The sequence below is a fragment of the Tenacibaculum gallaicum genome, assembly GCF_003387615.1.
GTDB lineage: Bacteria > Bacteroidota > Bacteroidia > Flavobacteriales > Flavobacteriaceae > Polaribacter > Polaribacter gallaicus.
Genome location: NZ_QUNS01000001.1, coordinates 388,308 through 414,900, shown reverse-complemented (window position 1 = coordinate 414,900; position 26,593 = coordinate 388,308). Strand labels below are relative to the sequence as shown.

Genomic DNA, 26,593 nt, shown 5'->3' with positions numbered 1-26,593 from the left:
GAGCAATAGCTCGGGTTTTGTTATAATTAAAAGAAATGCTTTTATTTCTTCATTAATTTAATGGTTTCTGATTTTTTACCATCGTTTGCTTCTAATAAATAAATTCCTGTTTTTAAATTAGAAACATTTACAGTACCATTAACTGTTTTACCTGTTAATACAACTCTACCAATTGTATTTGTTATTTTGTAATTTACATTTTCGTTGCTTCCAAATTTTACAGTAACGTTACTTATAGCTGGGTTTGGGAATGCTATTAAACTTGATTTTGCTTCCTTGTCTAATGGCTCAGCAAATTCATTACTTGTATTTGATCCTGCAACTGAAGATGATGAGCTAACAATATTAACTGTATAATCTTCCACTTCTCCGTCAGCAAATGTTTCACAAGCGGTTGATGCTCCATTATATTTCATAGATACACGCATTCTAGTTTGTCCTAATAACGCGCTTGCTGGAATAGATATATTTGCTGATCTATTAGTTGCTGTACTAGAAGAACCTAAAGAAGTTTGTTCACTACTTTCAAAAGTTCCGTTATGGTTATAGTCAATCCAAACTGTAAAATATTCCGTATATGAAGATCCACTAAATCCTGCACTCACAATAATTTGGTTTGTTGTTCCTTGGGTAACTGTTGCTATTTTACTTGTAAAATCGCCATACCCTCCATTGGCAGAAGTCGTATTAGTCATTCCTCCAAAAGACACATAATCTATCCATTCATAACTAACTCTATTTCCTTTTGAATCACAATAAGTAACAACGTTATTTAATGTAGTTACGTTTACAACATTACTTGCTACAGAAATATTTCCTGCTGCATCTTTTGCTTTTACTGAAAATGTATAAGCCGTATTCGCTGTTAACCCAGTTACATTGTAAGATGTTGTTGTTGAACTTCCTATTTTAGTTACTCCTTGATATACATCATATCCTGTAACATCTACATTATCTGTTGATGCTGTCCATGATAATGTTAACGTAGTTTGTGCAACACTTGATGTTACTAAGCTACTAGGTGTTGTTGGGGCTTGTGTATCAGCTACCGCTGCTGTAATATTTACTGTATAATCCTCAACTTCTCCATATTCGAAAGACGTTTCACAAGCTGTTGGTGTAGCATTGTATTTCATTACAAGTCTCATTCTTGTTGCTCCGTCTGTAGCTGAACTTGGTACAGTGAATGATGTACTTACAGGCGTATCTTTTGATTTAGCCTTGGTCCAAACCGTTTCTCCTGCATCAGAAAAATCTCCATCTTGGTTGTAATCAATCCAAACACCATATCCTTCATCATAACTACTTCCTGTCCACTTTGGAGTAATCGTAATGGAATTTGATACACCTTTTTCTAAGTCTGTTGAAATTGCAGTATGGTCAGAATACCCATTTCCGCCTCCTGAAGAATTATCGATACTTCCTAACTGAACTCTTCCAATATATTCATCAGAAACACTATCTCCTTTAGAAGTACAATACGTAATTGTTGCTGCTGTAGTAGTTGCATTTACGGTATTACTATCTCCTGAAACATTTCCTGCTGCATCTTTTGCTTTTACAGTAAAAGTATATGCTGTACTTGCTGTTAAACCTGTTACATTATATGAAGTTGTTGTTGAACTTCCTATTTTAGTTGCTCCTTGATATATGTCATACCCTGTTACTGCAACATTATCTGTTGATGCTGTCCAGTTTAACGTTAAACTTGTTGCTGTTATTGAACTAGCAGCTAAACTTGTTGGAGCAGTTGGTGCTTCATTATCGGAAGCAGCATTGCTTGTAAATGAACCTGTAAACACTCCTCTACCATAAGTAGACGCAATTACTTTGTTCGTTACATGATCTCCACTTACATTCCAATAATCTAATGAAGTAACACTAACATCACTCATTCCATTATATGCTTGATTCCAGTTAGGGTTTGCATCATTAAAGTTAGATGTTGACCAAACTCCTAATTGTGTTGCTAAAATAGCTTCTGTTCTGTCTAATGGGTTTTGTAAAATATCTCTTACAGGAATATTTGGTAAGTTTCCTTCTTTGCTTACCCAATTTGTTCCTCCATCTGAAGTAGCCCAAACACTCGTTACACCGTAGTTGTGTATCGTTACAAAAATATCATCTTCAGTAGCTCCGAATCTTACTGAAGATACCGAACCAACAAAAGGAGTGTTTATGTTTGACCATGTAGCACTAGAATTTGTAACATTCGTTAGTTTTAATAGTTTACCATTTGCCAATCCTACAAACCATGCATTATTTGTAAAAGGAGATGCTTGAAAAGCTGTTGGACTTGCATCTAATAAAGCATTTGTAATATTTCCTTTTGAATTTGATGCTACATTAATACTCAAAATTGAGTTAGCTGAACTTGTTGATGCATTCGATAATAAACGATTAGCATCATTATCATATCCCATAGGGTTTACGAAGTCGCCCGTATTTTGGTCACTTGATAATGTTGTTGCTCCTCCTTGCTGTCTACCCAAACCATTCCAAGGTAAATTAAACCTATATATTACGTTGTTTACATACGTAGCAATCATATAGTCCCCATCTTTATCAACGAAAGTATAGAATCCGTCACCATCGCTTAGTTCTGTTGAGCTATTAACTCCTGCAACTGCATTTCTAAATGCTTGTGTACCGTTATCTTGAGCACCCGCACTAAAAATTCCATCAACATCTCCTGCTCCATCAGGACCAATTCCTGCTTTTACAAACTGAGTTACATTGTATCCTTTGTTTCTTACGCTAATTGTACTTCCAGAGTTTCCTGAATAATAGATTCCTCCATCGTTACCGAATAATATTTTTGATGAATCATTATTTCCAAAAGCCATCGAGTGCTGATCTGCATGAACATTTTGATGACCAAAACCTCCATACCAGTGCGATAATTGAGACCAAGAAGAACCTCCATTTGTCGTTTTAAATAAGTCAATTCCTCCAACATACACTACGTTATCATTAGTTGGATCTGCTTCAATTACTAAATCATAAAATGCTTGCCCACGACAAAAGTCGTTTGCTGAAATATTTGTATCTGCATCATTTGGTAATGATGTTGCACTCGCTGTTGAAAACGCGTTTGTTGTTTTATAAATATGAACAGGTGCCGCACTTGTTGTTCCTTGTGTTAATGCATAAATTTTATTTGCATCAGTAGCAGAAGTTTCAATTTCAACCCTGTTAGATTCAGTTAAAGGAGATGCTGTTGCTTCTGACCAAGTTCCTCCATTTGTAGAGCTGAATACTCTACCTCCTCCTTCTCCTAAAGCAGACGCAATAGTTCCCATCCATAACGTATTGTTTGCACTAACCTCTAAATCATTGGCTATATAATAATAGTCTTTTCCTCCAAAAACATACTTCATATTGGCAGATTCTATCCTGTTCCAAGTAGCTCCATTATCTGTAGAACGGTACAACCCTGCAGACTGTAATCCTAACCAGTTTCTAGGGCTAGAAGAATCTCCATATACGTGAGCTCCAACGGCAACAAATAATTCTGTTGATGCTCCATTATCCCATGCCAATACATCATTTACGAAATGAACTCCTGATAAAAAAATGTTACTTGCATTGTAATTAATAATTGCGTCTCCAGCAGCTGGTATATTGACTGCGTTCCATGTTGTACCTCCATCGGTAGTTACATATACTCCATTTCCTACTACATCACCTGCTGTATATTGTTCACCAGTACCAACGTACCATCTATTAGAGTTTCTTGGATCTACTGTAATAGAAGTTACCGATAGGTTTCCTGGTACATTTTGTATTCTTGTCCATTGAGAGTTGGCATTGCTAATGTCGGTGTTTTTCCATAAACCTCCACTTACTCCACCAGCATATACGGTATTATTTGTTCCGTCATTTGGATCAAATAAAACAACTCTTGTACGTCCTCCTACATTATTAGGACCTCTTTCTATCCAAGAGTTTCCATTGTCTCCAGGACTTTTTTGTTGTGCTCTTTTTTTCAACAGATCTTCTCTCAATCCTGCTAAACTCCCATCTTCCATTTTTCCTGTAGCTGGATTCATGGTAAGTAATTGCATTTGATCAAAATACCTGTTAGGTGGTAACCCTTTAAGTTTTCTCTCTTTTTTCCCCCATTTTAACGATTCATTTAAAGGACTTTCCTTTAAAAAAGTACTATGTACTTTACGTTGTTCAGCCAGTTTATCAGCAACATTTTGCTTTTTAAGATAATCTGAACCAATAATTGAAACCGCTGCAACAGACAGCCCTCCAATTAGAAATTTAAACTTTTTGTTCATTTGAATCAATTTAAGTTGAATAATTAAGTTTTTATTTCCTAGTTCTTTTACAATTCTACCTTTTCTTTATCATTCACACCTTTTGAATAGACTCATTTTTAACCCTTTACGAACTAAATTTTAATAGTTTAGCCACCCCTAGCTAAGTCAAATATTTTATTCTCATGGTACTTTACAATTTAGAACAAGCAAAAGCCTGAGTAAAAAACTCAGACTTTTGTTTCTCTTTAATGTTTTTAAAAACTTACTTTTTAAATAGTTTCGTTGTAAGTAGTTTTTGTCCATCATTTACCTCTAAAATGTACATTCCAGTATTTAACTTTGAAACGTCTAGATTAGAAGATTTTAAATGACCTTCTTTTACTACTTTACCAACAGTATTTATAAGTTTATAACTTATTTTTTCTGCTTTTGAAGCAAGTTTTACTTGTATAAAATCTACTGCTGGATTAGGGTATGCTAATAAATCTAAGCTTTCTTCATTTCCTATTGCTTCTCCACTGATATTCGCTGAAAAACCTGTTATTGCAGCCACAGAACCAGAAGAAATATTAACTGTATAATCTTCTACCTCACCATAAGTAAATGTTTCACATGCTGTTTGAGCACTGTTATACTTCATAGAAACTCTAAGTCTTGTAGTTCCTGAAACATTTGATGGAATTGTAAAATCTTCATAAAGCTCACCAGCACTTGAAGAAGAACCACTTAGTACTACTTCAGTGTCTTCAAAAACACCATCCTTATCATAATCAATCCATGCTTTCCAGTACTCGGTATAAGAAGAACTACTAAATCCAGCACTTACATATAATCGATTAGCTCCTGGAGCCACATTCATTATAAGGTTCGTATAATCTCTATAACCACCATCATTTCCTGTAGTATTATCAACTCCTCCCATAGAAACTCTATCAATCCACTCGTAAGAAGAATTGTTTCCTTGTGAAGCACAATACTCTACTACTGACACATCTTTTGTTGTAAATGTTGCTGTATTACTTGATACTGAAACATTTCCTGCTGCATCTTTTGCTTTTACTGTAAAGTTATACGTAGTATTTGCAGTTAACCCTGTTAAGTTTATTGATGTACCACTAACTGTTCCTGCACTTGTAGTTCCATTAAATACTTCGTAGCTAGTTACTCCAACATTATCTGTTGACGCTGTCCAACTTAACGTTGCTGTTGTTTCTTCAATATTAGATGCTGCTACTGAAGAAGGCGCTGTTGGTGCTTCTGTATCTGGTGTAGCATTTGTAATATTAACTGTATAATCTTCAACTTCACCATAAGAGAATGTTGCTTCACAAGCCGTTGGTGTAGCATTGTACTTTAGCACAACTCTCATTCTAGTAGCTCCTTCGGTTGCTGAAGCAGGTACTGTAAATGATGTGCTTACTGGAGTATCTTTAGACGCTGCTTTGGTCCAAACCGTTTCTCCAGAGTCAGAAAAGTCTCCGTCCTGATTATAATCAATCCATACTCCATAACCTTCACTATAAACAGTTCCTGTCCATTTTGGGGTAATGGTTATTGTGTTAGAGTCACCAATAGATAAATCTGTTGAAATTGTAGTGAAATCAGAATATCCTCCACCTCCATCAGAAGTGTTATCGATACTTCCTAATTGAACTCTCTCAATATATTCATCAGCAACGCTATTTCCTTTTGAATCACAATAGTTAAGCGGTGGCGTACCTGTTGTTGTTACATTTACTGTTGCTGGTGTTCCTGTTCCACCTTCTGTACATTTCGCAGCTACAGATACCGTATATTCTGTTCCACTTAATAATCCTGTAGCGTTAAATGACGTTCCTGCTACGTTTGTTGTGTTTGCGCCAATAGTTACATCATAAGAAGCTGCTCCTGAAACTGCTGTCCAAGTTACTGTAAATCCGTTATCACCAATGTTTGATGAATTTAAGTTTGTTGGTGCTGCTAAAGCACAATTTTGTACAAACTCTTCTCCTACATTAACCGCATAAAAAGCATTTGTTGTAGAAATTACTTCTTGAGAGTTTGCTCCGTATAAGTCTGTTGCAGCTTGTATTGCCGCTGTTCTAGCGTCGGCATATGTTGAACTGGCTGATAAGTAATTTGCTTCGGTACGATACGCTATTTTTGCAGCTTTTGTCATTCCAATTCCGGTAACGTTGTATGTATCAGATGCATCATTTGTTCCTGACCCTCCAACAGTTAGTAAATAGAACCATTTATTTAAAACTCCTGAGTTTGTATGAACTCCACAGTAGTCATTAAATCTCGTCGGTACTCCACAATTTGGGTTTTTCCAATTAGTTCCTCCATAGGTATCTGGTTGACCTTGTGATTTTGGGTCATTCATTGAGCGTAAAGCAGCAGAACCACTACGCCTATCTATTTCATCTCCTATTAACCATACTGAAAGGTCTGGGTTTGAATCATTTCCGTTTCCTTTAGCAAAATGTTCAACTGCCGCTCCCCAAATATCTGAAAAAGCTTCATTTAAAGCTCCTGATTCTCTTTGGTAAGCTAAGTTCGCTGTATGAGTACAAACTGCGTGTCCTATTTCATGTGCTGCAACATCAATAGAGGTTAATGCATCAAAACTACCGTTTCCTTCTTGTCCGTTAGAAGAACCGTCTCCATAAGACATTACAGAACCATTCCAAAAGGCATTATCGTAATTCGTATCTACATGTACATAACTTCTAATTTGAGCACCGTTATCATCATAGCTATTTCTATTATGTTTTTGCAAGAAATACTCATATGTTTGTATTGCACCCCAATGAGCATCTAATGCTGCATCATCTTTGTTTGCACTATGTTCAGCTGTAGTCCAATTATTATCACTATCAGTAAACTGGTCATAATTTGTAACATATGGGTATGTGGAACCTGGAGCTTGGTTTTTTGCATCTCTTGTGTGGATTTTTCTTCCAGTATCACTCAAAATATAGTTTCCTCCACTTAGTGATGTTTCAATGGTTCTTGTACCACTATAACGTGTTTGTGCAGTTCCTGCTGCAAATGCAGCCGAAATAGCGTTCGCCGCTTTTTTACTTTTTTTTGCGTGGGTAGTTAACTCTCCTACATGACCAAACTTATCTGCATGTTTTATAATTGCATTGTAAAATAATGCTTCTCCTGTATGAGCATCTATGTATAAATACCCTCTGCTTAGCGGTTTTGTAGCAAAAATATCGAACTTATAAGCTAGTCTTGCTTCTTTTTTTCCTATAACTTCTCTAGGAAGAATTAATAACTCTCCATCAGGCTTTTTATAATTATCCATTTCATTGGCTGCCTCAGGATATTCCCATAAATACTTCTCTGCTCCTGTATGCGATAAAGCTTTTCGAAATGCTTGAGCTTTGGATAGCTTTGGGCTTATATTAACCTTTCCAACATCGTAAAACTCACCATTCATGCTCATTAAAGCACCATTTTTTGCGTGAGCTGTATAAGTGGCAAATTCTACTTTTACTCCTTTAAATTTTTGTTGAAATTTTTCATGTGTAAAGCCTAGATCGTCTCTATTTGACTTAATTTTTTGCAAGCCATCATTTTTAAATAGCTTTAGTTTTTGTCTAATTAAATCTGGTGCTTTTTGTAAAGACACCTTTGAGGATTTGTTGAACTTAACGTGTTTTAATTCTCTGTTTTCTTGGGCATTTATAGTATAAATTCCTGTAAGTAGAAAAGCAGATAAAAACACAGTTCTTGCATAATTCTGTTTCATTTTTGAAGGGTTTAGTTAATTTATTTTAATTAAAAAGCCTGAGAAATAACTCAGGCTTTTTTGTAAGAATTTATTTTTTAAATACTTTAGTCGTTAGTAGTTTTTGACCATCATTAACTTGTAAAATATACATACCTGTATTTAGTTTAGAAACATCGATGTTTGAAGAATTTAAGCGACCTTCTTTCATTACTCTACCAATGGTATTTACAATTTTATAAGTCATATTATCAGCTCTAGAGGCTAATTTTACTTGTATAAAGTCTACTGCTGGGTTAGGGTATGCCATTAAGTCTAAGCTGTTTTCATTACCTAACCTTTCTCCATTTATACTAGCTGAAGATTCTTGTCTTGTACTAGAAACAATATTTACCGTATAGTCTTCTACTTCTCCATAAGTAAATGTTTCACAAGCTGTTTGAGCAGCGTTATATTTCATAGAAACACGCATTCTTGTTGTTCCTAAAGTTGCTCCTGCAGGTACATCTACAGTAGAAGTTAAGTTATTTGCACTTGATGAAGACCCTGTTACTACTTTTTCACTGCCTTCAAATGTTCCATTTTGGTTAAAGTCAATCCAAACAGCCCAATGTTCTGTATATGAAGAGCTACTAAACCCTGCGCTAACAGTCATTTGGTTTGAGCTTCCTACTGCTAAAGTTGCTGTTTTAGAAGTAAAATCTGCATATCCTCCATTATCTCCAGTTGCATTGGTCATTCCTCCTAACTCTACATTATCAATCCACTCATAAGAAGAGTTATTTCCTTTTGAGTCACAGTATGAAACTGAGTTTGACAACGTTGTTACATTTATTGTGCTACTAGAAGATGAAATATTTCCTGCAGCATCTTTTGCTCTTACTGAGAAAGTATAAGTAGTAGCTGCTGTTAACCCTGTTACATTCATTGTAGTTCCTGTTACAGATCCAATATTTGTAGTTCCTTGGTAAACATCGTAACCAGTTACTCCAACATTATCAGTAGATGCTGACCAATTTAACGTTAACGAAGTCTGTGTTACACTAGATGCAGCTAAGTTTGTTGGCGCTGTTGGTGCTGTTGTGTCTGTTGTTCCTGCTCCGATTACTACCGTATAATCTTCTACTTCTCCATAAGAAAATGACGCTTCACATGCTGTTGGTGTTGCATTGTATTTTAAAACTACACGCATTCTTGTTGCTCCTTCTGTTGCTGAAGCGGGTACTGTAAAAGATGTACTAACTGGCGTATCTTTAGATGCCGATTTTGTCCAAACAGTTTCTCCTGAATCAGAAAAATCTCCATCTTGATTATAGTCAATCCAAACACCATATCCTTCATTGTATACTGTTCCTGTCCAAGTTGGTGTAATGGTAATTGTATGAGCAGTTCCTTTTGCTAAGTTTGTTGAAATGGCTGTATGGTCTGAATAACCATTTCCTCCTCCTGTACTATTATCAATAGTTCCTAATTGCACTCTTCCGATATATTCATCAGAAACACTATTTCCTTTTGAAGAACAATAAGAAAGTGTAACTTCAGGAGTAGTAAAAGTTGAAGAAGCACTATATGCTGAGTTAGATCCATCAGAACATTTACTACGTACTTGTACTTCATACTGAGTTAAAGCTGATAATCCACTTAAAGATGTTGATGTTCCTGAAACTGCGTTGGTTGTCCAAGATGAAGTTCCGGTTTGACGGTATCTTACGTCATAAGTAGCTCCTGAAACTGCTGTCCAAGAAACTGATGCTTCTGATGAAGTAACACCAGATACAGTTACTCCCGTTGGTACCGTTGCTGTACATGAAGTAGAACCTCCTGTTTTATCAGATAAAGCTAAACTTCTACGTACACCTCCTGATTCTAAAACAGCACGCATTCTATTTTTTTGTCCTAGGGTGAAAAGGTTCATACAAGTATCGTCTGAGTAATCCATATAGTTTTCAACCATATCTGCTGACCCACAAGAAGAGTGACTTGAAGCACATCCGTAGTTTGCAGCATCAGATTCTGGAGTATCAGAAACAAAATCGTCAACACCACAACCACCATCTCCCCAAATATGTCTAAGGTTTAAAAAGTGACCTATTTCGTGTGTTGTTGTTCTTCCTTTGTCAAATGGAGATGATAAATAGAAACCTGAACCTTTATCTGAACTTCCAAAATACTGAGGTCCCATCACTACTCCATCAGTAGCAGCACTTCCTCCTGGGAACTGAGCGTACCCTAAGATTCCACCACCAATATTACATACCCACATGTTAAGGTACTCAGAAGTATCCCATGGGTCTACTCCTCCTTGAGATGACTTTTTCATTGCGTCATTAGTTCCCCATGAAGTTTTAGATGATGATTTTCTTGTAATTCCGTTTGTTGGATTACCATTTGGATCAACTTGAGCTAAATAGAACTCTATCTGTGTATCTGCTGCTTGTGACCATTTATTGGTTGCATCAGAATTTGTTCTACGGTAATCTTCATTCAAAACATCAAGTTGCGACTGAATTTGTGCCACACTAATATTTTCTTGTGAACTACTATAAATAACGTGTACAACTACTGGAATTTGGATAATATCTCCAACTATTTTTCCTTGATAGTTTTTCTTTTCTGCAAGTCTTTTTTGAGTAAAGGACTCAATTTCTTGCATTTTACTTTTTAAAGAAGGATTGAGGGATTGTCTGTACTCAAGATTTTCCATTGAGTGACAGTTTCTTTTTTCTTGGGCATACAAAGCACCAACAAAAAATAAACACATAAGTGCTAGGGTAATTTTGTTTTTCATTTTTGAAGGGTTTTTTAAGTTAATTAAAAACTCTTTTTTCACAGAAAAAATCGTTCTTAATTTTTTGTTAAAACATTAGCAAATATATATATTTTTTACTAAAAACATACAGAAACGAAAAATAAATTCACTATAACATACTAATAACCAGCAAAAAGCCTTAGAGGAGTCTCTAAGGCTTTTGCTTTTTTTATTCTTTTTTTAAAACTTATTTCTTCAATATTTTAGTTTTTAATAACTTTTGACCATCATTAACTTCAATAATATACAATCCTGTTTTTAATTTTGAAACATTAATATTAGTAGTGCCTAAAACTCCTGATTTAACTACTCTTCCTCTTAGGTCTACAATTTTGTATGTTGTATCTTCTGCCAAAGATCTTAATTTAACATTTACAAAATCAACTGTAGGGTTTGGATACGCCACTAAGTTTTGAGTTGCTTCGCTTCCTAACCTTTCTGCACTTACAATGTTCTCTTGTCTTACGCTCGAAACAATATTTACCGTATAATCTTCTACTTCACCATAACTAAATGTTTCACAAACTGTTTGAGCAGCATCAAACTTCATTGAAACACGCATTCTAGTTGATCCTAATATAGCTCCTGAAGGTATATCAATCGTTGATGTTAAGTTATTTGCACTTGATGAAGATCCTGTTACAACTTTTTCACTGTTCTCAAATGTTCCATTTTGGTTAAAATCAATCCATACTGCCCAATGTTCTGTATATGCTGTACTCTTAAATCCAGCACTAACAATCATTTGGTTTGAACTTCCTCTTGCCAATGTAGCTACTTTTGAAGTGAAATCAGCATATCCTCCATTATCACCAGTTACATTCTTCATTCCCCCTAATTCAACATTATCAATCCACTCGTAAGACGAGTCATTTCCTTTAGAATCACAGTACGATACTGAATTAGACAATGTAGTTACATTTACTGTATTACTTGATGCTGAAACATTTCCTGCTGCATCCTTAGCTTTTACTGAAAACACATACGCTGTTCCTGCTGTTAATCCTGTTACACTTGCTGTAGCGCCTGTTACTGAACTTATTTTAGAAGCTCCTTGATATACATCATAACCTGTAACACCAACATTGTCAGTTGATGCTGACCAATTTAAGGTTAATGAAGTTTGTGCTATACGAGATGCAGTTAAGTTTATTGGTACAGTTGGTGCTTGAGTATCTGCTTGTGAAGTACCAACTACTACTGTATAATCTTCTACCTCTCCGTCAAAACTTGTTGCACAAGAAGTAGGGTCCGAATTATACTTTCCTGAAATTCTCATTCTTGTGCTTCCTAATTTTGCATTTGCAGGAACAACAATCGCTTTTGTAGGTAAAGCTCCGTTAGAAACATTACTAATATTACCTAAGTCATATGCTTCTCCACTATCAGTAAAGTCTCCATCTTGATTCCAATCAATCCAGGCAAAAACATCAATTCTATAGTCTCCATCAGTATTCACCGATACTGTAAGGTTTGTTGATGAAGATTGAGAAACTGTTGTGCTCAAATTTGTAAAGTTTTCATATCCCTTGTCTTTTGTAGTACCATCTGCATTATTTATACTACCAAATACCACTTTTGTTATTCCTGTTTCATAAGTAGTGTTTCCACTTGAAGCACAATATGAAATAGTTACTGCTGGTGTTGTAAAGTTTACTGAAGTGCTATAGTTTGAGTTTGTTGAAGAGCATTTACTACGCACTTGAACTTCGTATTGAGTAGAAGCTGATAATCCACTTAACACTACAGAGTTTGAAGAAGATGCAACTGTTGTCCATGAAGAACTAGTTGTTGTTTTATATCTTACATCGTATGTTGCTCCTGAAACTGTTGCCCAAGAAACTGTTGCTTCTGTGGCAGTAACTGAAGATGTAGCTGTACCTGTTGGTACCGTAGCATTACAAACTGCTGGTGCATCTGCTTTATTAGACAGCGCCAATGAACGTCTTGATCCTCCTGCTTCTAAAACAGCACGCATCCTGTTTTTTTGACCTAATGTAAATAGGTTCATACATGCATCATCTGAGTAATCCATGTAGTTTTGAACCATATCTTCTGTACCACAAGAAACATGTCCTGTTTTACAACCATAATTGGCTGCATCCGATTCTGGAGTATCAGCTACAAAGTCATCAACACCACAACCGCCATCACCCCAAATGTGACGCAAATTAAAAAAGTGTCCTATTTCATGGGTTGTAGTTCTACCAAGATTAAACGAAGGGTCAAGCGTTCCTACAGAACCAAAAGCATTGTGAATCATTACTAAACCATCAGTAGAAGCAGATCCTCCTGGAAACTGTGCAAACCCTAAAATATTTCTATCTCCAGTTGGACTAGTATTAGTCATTTTTGGAACTATCCACATATTCAAGTATTCATCAGTATCCCATGCATCAACACCACCAGATGCAGAACTTTTCATTGCATTGTATGCTTTATACTTTGTTCCCCAATCTGAACTACCTACTTGTTTTCTAGTAATTGCTGTAGTTGAGTTACCGTTAGGGTCTATTTTCGCCATAGCAAACTCTATTTGAGTATCGGCTGCTTGTGCCCATTTATTTGTTTTATCCGTATTTTGTCTACGAAAATCTTTATTCAGCACATCAATTTGTGAAAGAATCTGAGCATCACTAATGTTGTTTGTAGAGTTTGTGTATAAAACGTGTACTACTACCGGTATGGTAATAATTTCACCTTCTATTTTTCCTTGGCGACTTTGTATTTCTTTAATTTTACTTAGAGTAAATTTTTCGATTTGATCCATACGATTTTGAAGATACGGATCTTGAGATTTTCTATACTCTAAATCTTCCATTACTCCACAAGTTCTTTTTACTTGCGGTGAATTTTGTTGAGAAAAGGCAGTAACTACCATAAACAAGCACATAAGTGCAAGGGTAATTTTTTGTTTCATTTTGAAGGGTTTTTAATTATTATTTTTTGCTTTTTTTATTAAAAAGCGAAGGCAAATATATATTTTTATTAATAAAATCATAAAAAATATACATCATTATCAATAAAAACCTTTTTTACATAACAAAAAGCACACTTTTAAACTGAGTTTTTCTATTATTTTTTATTTCACTCACCTTCTGTTTTATTATCAAGTACTTATCTTCTAAATCAATTTTTAAGTATGAAATGGAAAATATTAATTGTATTTTTATTAAAATTTATGATTGATGCTTGAAGTTAAAAACTTAGAAATATCCTTTAAAGACTCTCCACCTGTTGTTCAGCAAATTTCTTTTAATGTTCAGAAAAACAAAATACTAGGAATTGTAGGAGAGAGTGGTAGCGGAAAATCAATAAGTTCCTTAGCTATTTTAGGATTACTACCTAAAACTGCTACTGTAAAAGGTGAACTACTTTTTAACCATGAATCTTTATTAAATTTTAATGAGCAGGATTTTCAAAAAATACGTGGTAAAAAAATTGCCATGGTTTTTCAAGAACCAATGAGTTCTTTGAATCCAACATTAACTTGTGGTGTCCAGGTTGCTGAAATGCTACAACAGCATACACAATTATCTAATCAAAAAATTAAAGAAGAAGTAATCTCATTATTTTCAAAAGTAAAGCTTCCAAGACCCGAAGCTATTTATAATTCGTATCCGCATCAAATAAGTGGCGGACAAAAGCAGCGGGTAATGATTGCTATGGCTATTGCTTGCCAACCTCAATTGCTTATTGCTGATGAGCCTACAACAGCGCTTGATGTGACGGTACAAAAAGAGATTATTTCTTTATTAAAAGAATTACAGCATGAGTTTGAAATGGGAATTATTTTTATTTCTCACGACTTAGCATTAGTTTCTGAAATTGCTGATACTGTAGTAGTAATGCATAAAGGAAAAATAGTAGAGAAGGGAAGTGCTAACCTTGTTTTTTTACATCCAAAAGAAAATTATACAAAAGCCTTAATTAATTCAAAACCAAACACAGAAAAACGACTTAAAACTTTACCTACTGTTTACGATTTTATCAATGAAACTATTGATTCTACAATTTATACAGATGAAGAGCGTACTGCTTTTCATCAAAAAATATATACCCAACCTCCGCTGTTAGAAATCGTCAATTTACATAAAGATTTTATCAGTAATGCTTCATGGTTTTCAAAACCAACTGTGATAAAAGCGGTGAATGATGTGTCTTTTAAAATTTATGAAGGTGAAACTTTAGGACTAGTAGGAGAGAGTGGTTGCGGAAAAACGACCTTGAGTAGAACTATTTTACAACTAGAAAAAGCTACTTTGGGAAGTATTTTATACAAGGGAGTAGACATTACCAAACTTTCTAAATCTGAATTTAAAAAACTTCGAAAAGAAATTCAAATCATTTTTCAAGATCCGTTTTCTTCATTAAACCCAAGAATTACTATTGGTAATACTATTTTAGAACCAATGAAAGTTCATAAAATTTTAGGCTCTAACAAAGAGCGAAAAGAATATGTGTGTAACTTGTTAGAAAAAGTAGGCTTGGAAGCAACTCATTTCAATCGTTATCCACATGAATTTTCTGGTGGACAACGTCAACGCATAGGAATTGCTCGAGCAATAGCTTTACAACCAAAACTAATTATTTGTGACGAGTCGGTTTCGGCTCTTGATGTTTCGGTACAAGCCCAAGTATTGAACTTATTAAACCAATTAAAAGCAGAATTTAACTTTACTTATATTTTTATTTCACATGATTTATCTGTGGTAAAATACATGGCAGATAAGTTGGTTGTGATGAACAAAGGTAGAGTAGAGGAGATAGCTGATGCTGACGAAATTTACCAACATCCAAAGACAAAATATACTCAAACTTTAATAGAAGCTATCCCAAAAGGGCTGTAACTTTTTTCACTGCGTTATTAATGGTATATTGCACCGTTAAAAACGAAAAGAAAGAATATGAAGATTATAGTACCAATGGCAGGAATTGGGTCTCGTTTAAGACCCCATACATTAACTACTCCTAAGCCATTAACCGTTATTGCTGGTAAATCAATTGTACAACGATTAGTAGAAGATATTACTTCTGTTGTAGATCAACCTATAGAAGAAATTGCATTTATAATTGGACCTGCTGCTAAAGGATTTCCTGCAGATACAAAAAACAAACTACTAAAAATAGCCCAAAACTTAGGAGCAAAAGGTTCTGTATACGTACAAGAAGAAGCTTTAGGAACTGCACACGCTATTTATTGTGCTAAAGAATCATTAGGAGGTTCTTGTGTAGTAGCTTTTGCTGATACCTTATTCAAAGCTGATTTTACCCTAGATGCTAACGCTGATGGAGCTATTTGGGTGAAGCAAGTAGAAGACCCTAGTGCTTTTGGTGTGGTAAAACTTAACGATGGAGTTATTACTGATTTTGTTGAAAAACCAAAAGAATTTGTCTCTGATTTAGCCATTATTGGTATTTACTATTTTAAAGATGCTGATAAATTATTGGAAGAAATAAAATATTTAATAGATAATGATATTAGACCTTCTGGTGAGTATCAATTAACTGAAGCTTTGGAAGCTTTAAAAGTAAAAGGGGCTAAATTTATTCCTGGAAAAGTAAACACTTGGATGGATTGTGGTAAAAAAGACCCAACAGTAGATACCAACAAACAAGTTTTAGGTTTTGAACAAGCTGATGGCAACAATTTAGTAGCTGAAAGCGTTGTATTAGAGAACGCTGAAATTATTCAGCCCTGTTATGTTGGAAAAAATGTAGTGTTGAAAAACACTAAAATAGGTCCTTTTGTTTCAATTGGTGAAAATAGTATCGTTGAAAACTCAACAATAACAAACTCTCTAATTCAAACAAATGTTCGTATTTCAAATGCCAATTTAGATAACGCTATGATTGGTAATCATGCAAAATACAATGCTAATTATACATCAGTAAGTATAGGTGATTATACAGAACTTACATAAAATTTCAAGAGAAGAGAAGAAAGAAAGAAAAGGAAAAAGTTTTTTTTCTGAAACGGTATTGTCCTTTATATTTCTTCTCTTTTCTTTCTTTCTAAACGCTCAAGACAGCATTCCTGCTGCGGTTAACATTGCTGAAAAAAATAATATTGAATTTCAACAACATTTTTTTAAAGCTCTCTCAGACAAAGCTATATTTAACTATCAAAAAGCTATACAGCATTTAGAGAAATGTAACACAATATTTCCAAACAATAAAGCTGTTTTGTTTGAACTTTCTAAAAACTATGAAAAGTTAGGTAGAAACCCTGAAGCTTTAACCTATATTGATTTAGCCTTAAAAGCAGAACCTAATAATGTTTGGTTACTTGAGCACAAGGTATTTATTTTAAGAAAATTAGCTGATTTTAATGATGCTATTCTTACACAACAAAAGATAGCTGCAATATACCCAAAGAAAAAACAGTTACTTGTTTTTTTACATCTTCAAAACAAAGATGTAATCTCTGCTGAAAAAGTGTTGGCTGAATTAAAAGAAGCTAAATTATTAAATGCCAGACTTCGCTCTATCAAAAGAAAATTAAATCTTCGAAAAACAACCGAAGTACAGCCCAAAAAAGTTACAGAAAGCCTCGATGCAAAATCGCTTTTTGAAAAAGAAAAATCCTATAGAAGTTTAAAAGCTTTATTGGATAAATTAGCTGATGATAATAATCATGATTTATTAAAATACAGTGAAGAGGGTTTAGCTCTTTTTCCTGCTCAACCTTTTGTATATTTAATGAATGGAAAGGCACTTAATAACAATAGAGATTATAAAAAAGCGTTAGAAACCTTACAAAACGGCATTGATTTTGTTATTGATAATAATGAAATAGAAGCCAAATTTTACTTAGAAATATCAAAAGCTTATCAAGGGTTGAACAATGCTAAAAAAGCCAATTCTTACAAAAACAAAGCTGAAAAGATTTTAAAATAAGTTTCGTTAGTACAATATTTATGAAATACACCTCTTTATTATTTATATTATTTTTAGGTTTAACCTCTTGTAAATCTACCAAAGACGTTACTGGTAGTGCCGTCATTAAAGAATTGTCGGCACGAAAAGTAGCTAAAAAACATATTGCCACAAGTTTTGACAAAAAAACGGTAGATGCTCGTTTAAAAGTTAATTACAAGAACAACAAAGAAAGCTTAGGGTTTTCGGTACGAATGAAGATTAAAAAAGATGAAGTTATTTGGTTAAAGGGAACCAAAATCATCTCTATTTTTAAAGCTAAAATTACCCCAACAAAAGTGCAATTTTATTCTCCGTATGAAAAGAGTTATTTCGATGGTGACTTTCTAATGCTAAAAAAATTATTAGGAGCTGATATTAATTTCCAACAATTACAAAGCATGTTATTGGGTGAAGCTTTAATGGATGTAAAATCTGAACGACAAGAAGTTCAAATTCAAGAAAAATCGTATCAATTATCACCAAAAAAACAACCTACTTTATTCGACTTGTTTTTTTATGTAAACCCTCAACATTTTAAACTAAACAAGCAATTAATTGTAAATTCGTTAAAAGATCAACGTTTAGCTATTAGTTACCCAAAATATCATAAGAAGAACACTACTTTTTTCCCTGAGAAGATTAACATAAAGGCTAAAGAAAAAAATAAATTTACTATTATTGATATAACTACTCGTTCAGTAGAATATGACACTAAACTTAATGTAAATTTTAATATCCCTAGTGGATACAAAGAAATTCAATTATAATTATGAAGTACCCTGTTTTTTACATCTCTTTTTTATGCCTGTTTTTTGTAGGAATATCTTCTTTTGCTCAAAGTAGGAAAGAGCTTGAAAATAGGCGAAAGAAACTTAAAAATGAAATAGAACAGGTTAACAACCTTTTGTTTACAACAAAGAAAAAAAAGAGTAGTGCTTTAGATGATTTAAAAGACTTAAATCAAAAAATAAGTGTTAGAGAACGCTTAATTGAAACTATTGAATTAGAAGCTAAATTACTTTCAAAAGAAATTAGGTCAAACGAGCAACAATTAAAAAAATATAATGACGAGTTAAAGAATTTGAAAAATGACTACCGAGACATGGTAGTGAAATCATACAAAAGTAAATCGCAACAAAGCAAAACCATGTTTTTATTGTCTTCAGAAAGCTTTTACCAAGCCTACAAGCGACTAAAATATATGCAGCAATATAAAGACTTTAGAAAAAAGCAAGGAGAAGAAATCATCGTAAAAGCTAAAGACGTAAAACAGTTAAACGACTCGCTAACTGCTCAAAAAAAATCAAAAGAAACCTTACTATCTGACGAAAAAAATCAGAAAAAAGAAATTGAAGGAGATAAGAAAAGTCAGGAGCAGCTAATTTCAAAAATTAAAAAAGAAGAGAAAAAATATAAAAGCGATTTACAGAAAAAACAGCGAGAAGAAAAAAGAATTGCCGCCAGAATTGATAAGTTAATTAGAGATGCTATTACTAAAGCAAACAAGGGTAAAAAAACAACGAAAGGTAAAACTAAAAGTTCTGGTTTTATTTTAAATGCCGAAGAAAAAGCTTTGCTTGCCAACTTTGAACAAAATAGAGGTAATTTACCTTGGCCAGTAAAAGGCGTAATTACACGAAAATATGGAGTACAACCACATCCTACATTTCCTGGAATTAGTATTAACAGCCATGGATTATACATTGCTACTAAGTCCAACACTGAGGTAAAAAGTATTTTTAACGGAAAAGTATTAGTTATTCAGTTGCATTCTGATGGTAGAAAGTCAGTTTTAGTACAACATGGTAATTATATTTCTGCATACAACAAGTTAAAAGAAGTGTATGTTAAAAAAGGTGACGCTGTTAAAACTGGTGATAAATTAGGTAAAGTATTTACTAACAAAGTAACAGGTAAAACACAACTTAGTTTTATGCTATACAAAAACAAAAATCGACTGAATCCTGCAAAGTGGATTCGTTCATAATACTATGAAACGAACATTAATAAGTTTTAATCTTTTTTTACAAAAGGTAATATTTAAAATTTTTAATGTGAGAGCGTAGCGGTTGCACACGTTCTCAATTTTATAATTAAATTGTAATCAAGTAATTACTAAAACTTAAACGTGTGAAAAACGCATCAAACTTTATTATTGTAACCGTGGCTATTATTGCAACGTTGGTTATTGGAAAAGGAATTTTAATTCCATTTGTTTTTGCACTAATTTTTTGGTTTTTAACTCGTGAAATCCGCAAAACCATATACAAAATTCCCTTTGCCAAACGCTTTATTCCTTTTTGGTTAAGTAATGTATTTGTTTTTACATTCATTATTTTAGGATTTGGTTTTGTTTCAGAAATAATTACCAATAGTATTTCTAACTTAACCACTTCGTACTCAAAATATGAACCAAATGTTGATGCTATTATAAAACGTTTAGATGCCTATTTTCACATCGATATTATCAAGTCGTTACAATCTGTTGTTGGAGACTTTGATTATGGCTCTGTTTTAGGCGATATAGCAAACGGAATTAGCAGTTTGCTAGGTAACACTTTTATGATTATTATTTATGCCTTATTTATCTTCTTAGAGGAAAGTAATTTTAAAAAGAAATTACAAAAGGTATTCATGAGTTCTCAAAACAACTCTAAAAGCTTTCAGTCTATCTTAAAAAAGATTGAAGACTCTATTTCAAACTATTTACGACTAAAAACCTACGTGAGTTTATTAACAGGTATACTTAGTTATTTTGTATTATTGTTAGTAGGGGTAGACGGTGCTCCATTTTGGGCATTTCTTATCTTTTTACTGAATTATATTCCTACTATTGGCTCACTTGTGGCAACTGCATTTCCTGCCATATTCTGTTTAATTCAATTTGGAGAATTTCCTCCATTTTTAGTCATATTATTTGCGGTAGGTAGTATTCAGGTAGTAGTTGGTAATATTGTAGAGCCTAGAGTCTTTGGAAAGTCACTAAATTTAAGTCCGTTAGTTACCATCTTATCATTAGCTGTTTGGGGAGAAATTTGGGGAATTACAGGAATGATACTTTCGGTACCTATTACAGTAATTATGATTATTATCTTTTCTCAGTTTGAGAAAACAAAAGACATTGCCATTTTCTTGTCTGAAAGCGGCAATGTAGATGAAATATAACCTGTTTTAATCCATAAAAATAGACTTCAACTCTATTGCTTCCTTAGGATCCATTTTACCTGCTAAAACCAAGCTTAATTGTTTTCTGCGCAATGCTGCTTCGTAACGTTGTTTTTCTAATTCGGTTTCTGGTTCAATTTGAGGAATGGGGACTGGTTTACCTGTTTCATCAACAGCAACAAAGGTGTAAATACCTTCATTTACCTTTGTTTTTTCTCCTGATTGACGATCTTCAATCCAAACATCCACATAAATTTCCATTGATGATTTAAAAGCACGTGAAACCTTTGCTTCTAAAGTTACCACGCTTCCTACAGGCACCGATTTCGTAAATGCTACATGGTTTACAGAGGCTGTTACTACAATTCTTCTCGAATGACGTCGTGCAGCGATACTACAAGCTCTATCCATACGAGCTAATAATTCTCCTCCAAAAAGGTTATCTAAATAATTTGTTTCTCCTGGTAAAACTAAATCGGTAAGTACAGTTAACGATTCTTTTGGTGATTTTGCTCTCATCAATTAAATTTTGCTGCAAAGATACAGCAACAAAAAAATCTACCTAAAATAAATACAGTTTATTTGGTCAATAACCAAGCGTCTTCACTTACTGATTCTTTAATAATTTCTAAGGCTTTTCTAGCTTCAGCCCTTGTTGCATAGCTTGCAAAAGCTACTTGTGTTAAACCTAATCCATTCTTTCCAACAATAGAAGCATCATAGCCTTTTTCTTCTAGCTCTGCTAATTTGTTTTCAGCATTATGTGCTTCTTGAAAAGCACCAGCAATGATATGAAAGCTTCTATCTTCTTTACTAACGTTTAAGTTAATAGTTGGTAACGGGTTATCGATTACAAAAGTTGCTGATTGAATTTTCTTCTCAACAGCTTTTTCTTGGTTTGCTAGTACCTTCTGTTGTTCCTGACTTTGAACACCATTCCAACCCACATAAGTAATTCCTACAAAAACAGCCGCTACTGCAGCTCTTCTTACATATAACGGAATTGTTTTTTTGTTTTCTTCTTTAGTAGTAGGTAATGATTTAACTGTTACTTCTTTCACTCTTTCTACAGAAGGCGTTGAAACCTCTGCTAATCCAAAAGATTCCTTTAAAAAGTTACTAGATATATTTGGTTCAAAAACAACTTGTTTTTCTTCGTTCAATGACATGCTTCCTACAGAGGCAACAGTAACAGTTGTTGTTGCTAACTTTTCATTCCATTGTTCAACTTCTTTTGCAATAAAAGTAATTGCTTCTTCAAAAGAAGTATTTTTACTTGAAGCTATATAATTAGCCAATAAACCATCATTATGCTGTAAATACGCATTAAATGTAAGTTGTTTTTTGGGTGGGTAAAAAGTGTGCGTAGTAGTATTTACTCTAGCACCAATTTTATTGGTTACAAACCCTCCAAAATTAGGAACAATTACGCAATCGTATCTATATAATAAATCGTTAATGTAGTTGGCTAATGTCATAAGAACAAATATAGCTTTTTAGTACATTACTTTCAAGTAATCTCTTAATTTTTATTAACAGTTTTTTGTATATTGATACTCAAATTATTGCTATATGAACTCAGAAAAACTGCTAGCTATTCTACGGTTACAAGCAACCAAAAATGTAGGTGATATTTTAGCAAAAAAGCTAATTACCTCCGTAGGAAGCGTTGAACAAGTATTTTTAGAAAAGAAAAATACTCTACATAAAATTAACGGAATTGGAACTCATGTAACCCAACATCTTTTTAATGAAAACAACCTAAAAAGAGCAGAAGAGGAGCTAGTCTATATTCAACAAAACAACATTGCTTTTTCTTATTTTTTAGAATCTGATTATCCGCAGCACTTGAAACATTGTATCGATGCTCCTATATTAATTTTTAAAGATGGAAATCTCAACCTAAACAACAATAAAATTATTTCGATTGTAGGAACTCGGAAAATGAGTTCGTACGGACGTGATTTCTGCAATCAACTTATTGAGGATTTAAAAGAACACAACCCAATAATTGTAAGTGGTTTTGCGTACGGTGTAGATATTTGTGCGCATAAAGCTGCTATAAAAAACAACTTGCAAACTATTGCGGTATTGGCACATGGACTGGATGAAATTTATCCGAAAACTCATAAAAAACACATTCATCAAGTAAATGAAAATGGGGGATTTATTACCGAGTTTTGGCATGATGAACAGCCTATGAGAGAAAACTTTTTAAAACGAAACCGTATTGTAGCAGGGTTATCAAAAGCAACAATTATCATTGAATCTGCTGAAAAAGGAGGCTCGTTGGTTACTGCCGATATTGCTAATTCTTACAATCGCGATGTATTCGCGCTATCAGGTAGAGCTACTGATGTATATAGCAAAGGATGCAACAACCTTATCAAAAATAATCAGGCACATTTATTAACTTCTGCTGAAGATATTGTAACCATGCTCAACTGGGATCTACCGAGAGCCTCGGCACCCATTCAAAACAAGCTTTTTGTTGATTTAAATGAAATCGAACAAAAAATCTATGATTATTTACAAGAAAATGGTAAGCAATTACTGGATGTTATTGCATTAGACTGTAATCTTCCCACCTATCAATTATCATCTATCTTAGTTCAAATGGAGTTAAAAGGAGTGATAAAACCTTTACCCGGAAAAATGTTTGAAGTTTAATCTACTTTAAAAGTAATTGGTAAAGTATATCGCACATTTACATTTTTTCCATCAATCTTAGCTGGTATTATTTGGGGTAAACCTTCAACAAAGTTTATCATCCAATCTTCTACTTTTTGGCGTGGAGCTCTTGTTTTTATGTTAGAAATATTGCCCATAGTGTCTATTATAAATTGTGCATACGCTCTTTCATTTTTTTTATATACTTCAAGTTTATTGATTAGGTCATTATCAAGTTTTTTTTCGATAAGACGATTGATGTCTTCTCCAAAACTAACTTTAGAGTTTTTGAATTTAGGCTTGATATCAACTTGAAAAAAAGCGTACGGTTCATTAGGTTCTATTTCAATTTCTCCCTCAATAATATCTCCCATAATTACAACTTCTGGAACACTATCATTTGGGTGTAATATAATATCTTCTTTTAATTTAGTTTCAATAGTAGTCATTCTTTTAGTTGCTACTAGAGGAGTTTTATACTCCCTTTTTTGAACAACAGGCTCCTTATCAACATGTGAAGAATCAATCAATATGTTTGTTTCTGAAACAGTATCTATAAACTCAACCTTTTCTATTTTTTGTGTTTTTCCCGTATTGGTTTTGCAACTAAACAATGTGGTTCCCATCGCAAATAACAACGATAAAATAAATAATTTTTGAAAGGTTAAAGGTTGGTAAAAAGTTGTTTCAGGTAACTGAATTATAATACTGTCTAATTGTTTTCTGTAAAAGTGACCACAAACTCGTTGTCCTTTATTAGCTACCAAATAATCTTCAATCTCTTTAGTTGATTTTTGAGTAAAATCAACTACTGTTTTTGAGCAGGAATTACAAAATTTTCCTTTTTCATTAGGTGTCATTGCATTCCAATCTTCATGACATGGCTTTGAAATAGTTAATTTAAAGTTTTTCATAGTAGATGGTTTTTATATTAGGAATTAACAAATACTATTCCAGAAAAAATAAAATAAATTATCTTTGAAAAAAAAAGACTATTAATGTCAGAAAACAAACTCATATCACAAAAAAAACCTGCTTTTCCTGTTACCAAAAAACTAGGAACCTACTTAAAAAGGCATAACAGGACTATTAAAATTCCTATTTTTTATGATGATTTGTTACGTTTTCAAGGCGCAGTTGCTGTGTACGACAAACACGATAACGATACCTTATGGATACGTGTTTTTTACAATGAGTTTGAACGAGAGGAAATTGATTTATACTTAAAAAAAGTATACAATATTTTACACTCTAACGGTTCTGATGCTGGTATTAGACACTTAAATGTTGATGCTATAGATTTTTGTACGTTTGGTAACTCTAAACCTTTTCGTATAAAAATTAGAAATATTTTAAATGATAACTACACGTATTTTTACGTTAAAAAAACCGATTCTTCTCGTATTTACGGACTAGAGTTAGAGGATATTTTATCGCCTTATAACCTTAACTTTTTGGTATATGAAGACACCTTGATAGAAGAACATATATCAGGAATTCCTGGAGATGTTTTTATCAACGATTATTTAGAGGATTGTTTAGATATTGAAAAAGCGCAATTAGCCAAAGAGTTTGTAAAGTTTAACGAACGTTGTATGATTCGTTTGTTGGGTGACATGCGTTCGTATAACTATGTGGTAGTACCAACACACGATTTTGAAAATGTTGTGTATAAAATTCGTCCGATAGATTTTGACCAACAATGTTACGAAGGAAAGTTTAAAGTATATTATCCGCAGTTTTTTAAAGAAAACATAAAACTCGTTCAACTAGTAGGAGATAAGCTTACTTCAGAGTCTATTGAACAATATCAAATAGAAGAGCGATCAATTGTTGCTAAAAGAATTTTAGGTTCACGTTCTCGATTAAACCGTTTGCTCACTGCCATGAAATCTGATAATATTTCTACTCCTAAAAATATTGAAAAGCTAAAGTCTGAAATTTTTGAATTTACAGGTGATATTAATTTTAGGGATAGTGATGGTATGGGAGAGGTTCTAGACAGTGCACTCACTTTTGTTCGTAGAAATTACGAAGATGTTAGCATGAAAACCATTATTCAACAACAACAAAAGCTACACTAACTTTTTCTACTTCGAATACTTTCAATAATTACGGTTGTTAAAATCAAACTTCCTCCAATATACGTGTTCCATGTGGGGATTTCGTTTAAAAAAATAAACGCTAACAAAATTCCGAAAATGGGCTGAATACTACTGATAATACTTGCCGTTGATGCTGAAAAAAACTGTAGTGAGTGTACCATTAAACTATGTCCGATAGCCGTAGTTAACAACCCTAATAGTAACAAATAGGGGAGTTGCTCTCTAAAACCTGAAATATCCATAAAAAACAGTACAGGAACCAATAAAACGGTAATAATTACCGTTTGATAAAACATTAACATCACTCCGTTATATTGCTGTACATATTGCTTTAAAATTAAAATTCTAACAGCATAACACAATGCGGAAAGTAAACCAAACAAAACTCCTTGTACTTGCGTGTTTTTAATATCAAATTCTGGTGCTAAAATGTATAACCCAAGTAGTACTAACAAGCCTAAAATTATATGAATCGGATTGAATTTTACCTTTAAAAACAAGGGTTCTAAAAAAGCAATCATTACCGGAAAGGTATATAAAGAAAGTATTCCGATTGCAACATTAGATAGTTTTAAAGCATAAAAATAGGTAATCCAATGCGCTGCCATAAAAACACCACCTATAATAAACGGAAGTACATGTCCTTTTGATTGTATTTTTAAATCAATCTTTCTAAACCGACAAAAAGCATATAAAACTACCATGGCAAATACTGAACGAAACCAAACAATCACTTCCGAAGGCATTGCAATATACTTACCCAATACACTTGAGGTGCTTATAAAAACAGTGGCTAAAAGTAAGCCTGAAACATGTTTTATGTGATTGTTTTGCATAAGGGTAAATGTATGTTATTTCAAAACAAACAAAATTGTTTTAGATTTAGCTGTCACATCGAGTGAATTTCTTTTTCGATAGAAAAAAAATT

At 33.4% G+C, this 26,593-nt stretch carries 16 protein-coding genes; 8 read left to right on the top strand and 8 right to left on the bottom strand.

The genetic code is table 11. From position 1 onward, the window contains the following. Positions 1-41: 41 nt before the first annotated feature. The 4 genes from C7448_RS01935 to C7448_RS01920 all read right to left on the bottom strand — a co-directional run bounded on the left by C7448_RS01935 (position 42) and on the right by C7448_RS01920 (position 13,724). On the bottom strand, positions 42-4,289 hold the full coding sequence (locus tag C7448_RS01935) for a GEVED domain-containing protein (protein ID WP_115899671.1): 4,248 nt from the start codon (positions 4,287-4,289) through the stop codon (positions 42-44). 244 nt (positions 4,290-4,533) lie between these two features. After that, positions 4,534-8,016 (bottom strand): M4 family metallopeptidase, encoded by a 3,483-nt coding sequence (locus tag C7448_RS01930; RefSeq protein WP_170136989.1) that lies wholly within the window; start codon positions 8,014-8,016, stop codon positions 4,534-4,536. Between the two features lie 70 nt (positions 8,017-8,086). Continuing rightward, a complete protein-coding gene (locus C7448_RS01925) occupies positions 8,087-10,783 on the bottom strand; it encodes a GEVED domain-containing protein (protein WP_115900113.1) in 2,697 nt (898 codons plus the stop codon). Positions 10,784-10,991: 208 nt separating this feature from the next. Further along, the gene (locus tag C7448_RS01920) at positions 10,992-13,724 is read right to left on the bottom strand and encodes a GEVED domain-containing protein (protein ID WP_115899670.1); all 2,733 of its coding nucleotides are present in this window, start codon (positions 13,722-13,724) and stop codon (positions 10,992-10,994) included. Between the two features lie 268 nt (positions 13,725-13,992). On the opposite strand from C7448_RS01920, the gene C7448_RS01915 reads away from it, so the two are divergent. From C7448_RS01915 to C7448_RS01890, 6 genes are all read left to right on the top strand, one after another. Beyond that, positions 13,993-15,654 (top strand): ABC transporter ATP-binding protein, encoded by a 1,662-nt coding sequence (locus C7448_RS01915; protein WP_115899669.1) that lies wholly within the window; start codon positions 13,993-13,995, stop codon positions 15,652-15,654. 57 nt (positions 15,655-15,711) lie between these two features. Continuing rightward, complete coding sequence (locus C7448_RS01910) at positions 15,712-16,728, top strand: sugar phosphate nucleotidyltransferase (RefSeq protein WP_115899668.1); 1,017 nt, start codon at positions 15,712-15,714, stop codon at positions 16,726-16,728. Beyond that, positions 16,706-17,704: a tetratricopeptide repeat protein gene (locus tag C7448_RS01905; protein WP_115899667.1), complete on the top strand. Its 999-nt coding sequence runs from the start codon at positions 16,706-16,708 to the stop codon at positions 17,702-17,704. The genes C7448_RS01910 and C7448_RS01905 overlap by 23 nt, the downstream gene beginning before the upstream one ends. A 20-nt stretch (positions 17,705-17,724) precedes the next feature. Beyond that, positions 17,725-18,492, top strand: coding sequence for a DUF4292 domain-containing protein (locus tag C7448_RS01900; RefSeq protein WP_115899666.1), 768 nt, complete (start codon positions 17,725-17,727; stop codon positions 18,490-18,492). 2 nt (positions 18,493-18,494) lie between these two features. Then, positions 18,495-19,712 carry a murein hydrolase activator EnvC family protein gene (locus C7448_RS01895; RefSeq protein WP_211321877.1) on the top strand — a complete coding sequence of 406 codons (1,218 nt, stop codon included), beginning with the start codon at positions 18,495-18,497 and terminating at the stop codon, positions 19,710-19,712. 143 nt (positions 19,713-19,855) lie between these two features. Continuing rightward, positions 19,856-20,890: an AI-2E family transporter gene (locus tag C7448_RS01890; RefSeq protein ID WP_115899665.1), complete on the top strand. Its 1,035-nt coding sequence runs from the start codon at positions 19,856-19,858 to the stop codon at positions 20,888-20,890. A 6-nt stretch (positions 20,891-20,896) separates the two neighbouring features. Here C7448_RS01890 and C7448_RS01885 read toward each other — a convergent pair whose 3' ends face one another. Both C7448_RS01885 and C7448_RS01880 read right to left on the bottom strand, forming a co-directional pair. After that, positions 20,897-21,409 (bottom strand): acyl-CoA thioesterase, encoded by a 513-nt coding sequence (locus C7448_RS01885; RefSeq protein ID WP_099214905.1) that lies wholly within the window; start codon positions 21,407-21,409, stop codon positions 20,897-20,899. A gap of 59 nt (positions 21,410-21,468) precedes the next feature. After that, on the bottom strand, positions 21,469-22,368 hold the full coding sequence (locus C7448_RS01880; RefSeq protein ID WP_115899664.1) for an HU domain-containing protein: 900 nt from the start codon (positions 22,366-22,368) through the stop codon (positions 21,469-21,471). A 94-nt stretch (positions 22,369-22,462) separates the two neighbouring features. Here C7448_RS01880 and dprA point away from each other — a divergent pair, with 94 nt between their 5' ends. After that, positions 22,463-23,560 carry a DNA-processing protein DprA gene (dprA, locus tag C7448_RS01875; RefSeq protein WP_115899663.1) on the top strand — a complete coding sequence of 366 codons (1,098 nt, stop codon included), beginning with the start codon at positions 22,463-22,465 and terminating at the stop codon, positions 23,558-23,560. On the opposite strand, the gene C7448_RS01870 is transcribed toward dprA, so the two are convergent. Further along, positions 23,557-24,474, bottom strand: coding sequence for a hypothetical protein (locus tag C7448_RS01870; RefSeq protein WP_115899662.1), 918 nt, complete (start codon positions 24,472-24,474; stop codon positions 23,557-23,559). The genes dprA and C7448_RS01870 overlap by 4 nt on opposite strands. An 84-nt stretch (positions 24,475-24,558) precedes the next feature. On the opposite strand from C7448_RS01870, the gene C7448_RS01865 reads away from it, so the two are divergent. After that, positions 24,559-25,644 (top strand): hypothetical protein, encoded by a 1,086-nt coding sequence (locus C7448_RS01865; RefSeq protein WP_115899661.1) that lies wholly within the window; start codon positions 24,559-24,561, stop codon positions 25,642-25,644. Here C7448_RS01865 and C7448_RS01860 read toward each other — a convergent pair. After that, positions 25,641-26,501: a DMT family transporter gene (locus C7448_RS01860; protein ID WP_115899660.1), complete on the bottom strand. Its 861-nt coding sequence runs from the start codon at positions 26,499-26,501 to the stop codon at positions 25,641-25,643. The two genes, C7448_RS01865 and C7448_RS01860, sit on opposite strands and share 4 nt — an antisense overlap. Between the last annotated feature and the right edge of the window lie 92 nt (positions 26,502-26,593).

What these genes read in the sequence shown, in the direction of transcription:
- C7448_RS01935 (WP_115899671.1), bottom strand. Translation starts at nt 4,289, where the DNA reads ATGAACAAAAAGTTTAAATTTCTAATTGGAGGGCTGTCTGTTGCAGCG.
- C7448_RS01930 (WP_170136989.1), bottom strand. Translation starts at nt 8,016, where the DNA reads ATGAAACAGAATTATGCAAGAACTGTGTTTTTATCTGCTTTTCTACTT.
- C7448_RS01925 (WP_115900113.1), bottom strand. Translation starts at nt 10,783, where the DNA reads ATGAAAAACAAAATTACCCTAGCACTTATGTGTTTATTTTTTGTTGGT.
- C7448_RS01920 (WP_115899670.1), bottom strand. Translation starts at nt 13,724, where the DNA reads ATGAAACAAAAAATTACCCTTGCACTTATGTGCTTGTTTATGGTAGTT.
- C7448_RS01915 (WP_115899669.1), top strand. Translation starts at nt 13,993, where the DNA reads ATGCTTGAAGTTAAAAACTTAGAAATATCCTTTAAAGACTCTCCACCT.
- C7448_RS01910 (WP_115899668.1), top strand. Translation starts at nt 15,712, where the DNA reads ATGAAGATTATAGTACCAATGGCAGGAATTGGGTCTCGTTTAAGACCC.
- C7448_RS01900 (WP_115899666.1), top strand. Translation starts at nt 17,725, where the DNA reads ATGAAATACACCTCTTTATTATTTATATTATTTTTAGGTTTAACCTCT.
- C7448_RS01895 (WP_211321877.1), top strand. Translation starts at nt 18,495, where the DNA reads ATGAAGTACCCTGTTTTTTACATCTCTTTTTTATGCCTGTTTTTTGTA.
- C7448_RS01885 (WP_099214905.1), bottom strand. Translation starts at nt 21,409, where the DNA reads ATGAGAGCAAAATCACCAAAAGAATCGTTAACTGTACTTACCGATTTA.
- C7448_RS01880 (WP_115899664.1), bottom strand. Translation starts at nt 22,368, where the DNA reads ATGACATTAGCCAACTACATTAACGATTTATTATATAGATACGATTGC.
- dprA (WP_115899663.1), top strand. Translation starts at nt 22,463, where the DNA reads ATGAACTCAGAAAAACTGCTAGCTATTCTACGGTTACAAGCAACCAAA.
- C7448_RS01870 (WP_115899662.1), bottom strand. Translation starts at nt 24,474, where the DNA reads ATGAAAAACTTTAAATTAACTATTTCAAAGCCATGTCATGAAGATTGG.
- C7448_RS01865 (WP_115899661.1), top strand. Translation starts at nt 24,559, where the DNA reads ATGTCAGAAAACAAACTCATATCACAAAAAAAACCTGCTTTTCCTGTT.
- C7448_RS01860 (WP_115899660.1), bottom strand. Translation starts at nt 26,501, where the DNA reads ATGCAAAACAATCACATAAAACATGTTTCAGGCTTACTTTTAGCCACT.